Below are 2,077 nucleotides of genomic sequence, written 5' to 3'. Positions count from 1 at the left end.
GCCAGCGAGTCTGCCACCTCCTTATATTTGTGATAGTAGAACTTCCGCCATCCTTCCAGTTTCTCATTTTTCAGGCGATATGGCAAGAGTTTCCGACAGAACTCATCTTCCGTCAGATGACGGCACCAAGGATATCTCTTCCATGCTTCAAATGCCAAGTCGATGTTCTCTATCAGAAAATCCGCCCGAATGGCAAGTAAGTCGGGAGTGACAATCTTGGTCTTCTGTCCTATCCCCTCGTAAGTGATAGCAGCCCGGCGGTCCATATATGCGATGAGAAAACGGGCGCATCGCTCTTTTTGTTCTTCGCCCGTACGGCGGTAGTGTTCCAGCACTTGTGCCAACTGCTTCCCGTTCTTTCCTGCCAGACGGATGTTCCGTTCTGCTAAGGTCTCGGAAAACAGATATCCGGGTAAAAACAGATACAAGTTGAATGCTGTCAGTCCCAGCAAAATTATCCAGAATCCATACTTTTTCATAACACACTATTTTGCATCTCCGCTAATCTTCAATGTCAACGGAGAATGCTCCGCATTGTAATATACGGTGATAGTCTTGGCAAAGTGTTCAGGGCGTTCGGCTTTATAAGCCACTTCCAAGGCGGTTTCCTTGCCCGGCTGTACCGATTCTTTAGAATAAGATACGGTGGTGCAGCCGCAAGAGGTGGCAACATCTTGTATCACCAATTCTGAGGGAAAATGATTTAATTTATTTAATGAATCGTCCATATCAATGTAACTGTTCAGGTTAGCACTCAGTCCCAGCATATCATCCATCACATTGCAATCGGTTTTGAAAGTCTCATCATTTAAAGTGCAGTACTTTTACAAGTAACATGTTTTCTTTCATTCCTAATTTTTTGTACTCTTCAGGATAATATTCTGCAAGATATTCATCCGGGTACTGAAGAACCAGTGCATTGGGGTAATTGGAAGAAACATAACGGCCTATTGCGAACATATCAGGAAGGTCAATAATAGGACGTGTAAATGTCTGCATCTCCCTTGTTTGCTTATGATATAAGCCGTATGCAGCCCTCCCTCTCGGATTGTTGGAGAATATAGTCCAAAGGGTATATATGTAGTGGTCGGATTCAATTACCATATCACAGCCAGCCATTTCCTCCTTGATGTCCAATGTTGTCCTATATCCTTTGAATTGTGATTTCAATTTCACATCGGGTTTTAGCCGAAAAGTATTCTTAAGTTCTTTTTTAAAAGGATTGTATGTATAAAAATCTCCGCTGGAGGGATTAAAGGCATGAACTACTCCTTCCGAATCCGTAGCCAATCGAGTAAACATACTTGAACTATAAGGATATACTTCAGTTTCTTTCAAGACAAATTCCGTCTTCTCACCTTTGTCGTTCATAATCCAAAGCCCCCTTTCATGGTTTTCTGTCGAACAAAACAATTCATAACAAAGGAAATTATTATCTGAAAGAGCCACAATGTCATCATAAATCACATTGAAAGGGAAAGATATACTCCGTACAAATGTACCATCGGGCTTATAGCAGAAAATTCGGCGTGTGGTCAAATCATCCACAAAAAGGCAATCTTTTCCTAAGAAGCAGGATGACACTTCCGCATATTCTCCAGGACCATTACCTTTCTGTCCGATGGTGTTGAGAAAACAACCGGCTCGATTGAATCGGAATACAATATGTTGTTTGGAATCTGCCGCATAAATGTTGTCACTATCAAAGAATATGCGTGAAATAGTTCCGAAGAACAGACTATCGGGCAATGTCAACCGAAATGTGGTTACACTATCTATAAAAGAAGAGAGAGGAGACTCCTTTTGTGGAGAAGTCAGATTAACGGGTACAAGAATAGTATCACCATTCTGTTTATGAGTATTATCAGAAGTACAGGCTACCAATACGAACACAGGTAGCAATACATACAATTTAAAGTAGTTAACAATTTTCATTAATGTATACTTATTCCTTAGGTTTTTTAAATTTAAAGTTCTCAGATATTTGACTAACCAATAACTTAGTTTCCGTATCTATCATTTCAACGGAAAAGCAAGCATCTTGCTTATTCAATTTAAATCACTCTCTTTACATAAG

General features: G+C 40.3%; 1 protein-coding gene and 2 pseudogenes. All 3 read right to left on the bottom strand.

From position 1 onward, the window contains the following. A pseudogene (locus K2G43_RS06885) lies at nt 1–479 on the bottom strand (hypothetical protein); the annotation flags it as partial. A gap of 6 nt (nt 480–485) precedes the next feature. After that, a pseudogene (locus K2G43_RS06880) lies at nt 486–692 on the bottom strand (DUF1573 domain-containing protein); the annotation flags it as partial. 112 nt (nt 693–804) lie between these two features. After that, nucleotides 805–1,935 (bottom strand): 6-bladed beta-propeller, encoded by a 1,131-nt coding sequence (locus K2G43_RS06875; protein WP_300153727.1) that lies wholly within the window; start codon nt 1,933–1,935, stop codon nt 805–807. Nucleotides 1,936–2,077: the final 142 nt, after the last annotated feature.

The sequence above is a fragment of the Bacteroides sp. genome, assembly GCF_029057325.1.
Classification (GTDB): domain Bacteria; phylum Bacteroidota; class Bacteroidia; order Bacteroidales; family Bacteroidaceae; genus Bacteroides.
This window is presented reverse-complemented; position numbering and strand designations above follow the sequence as displayed.

Bases quoted from the DNA above. Each gene is read 5' to 3' on its own strand.
- K2G43_RS06875 (WP_300153727.1), bottom strand. From the start codon at position 1,935: ATGAAAATTGTTAACTACTTTAAATTGTATGTATTGCTACCTGTGTTC.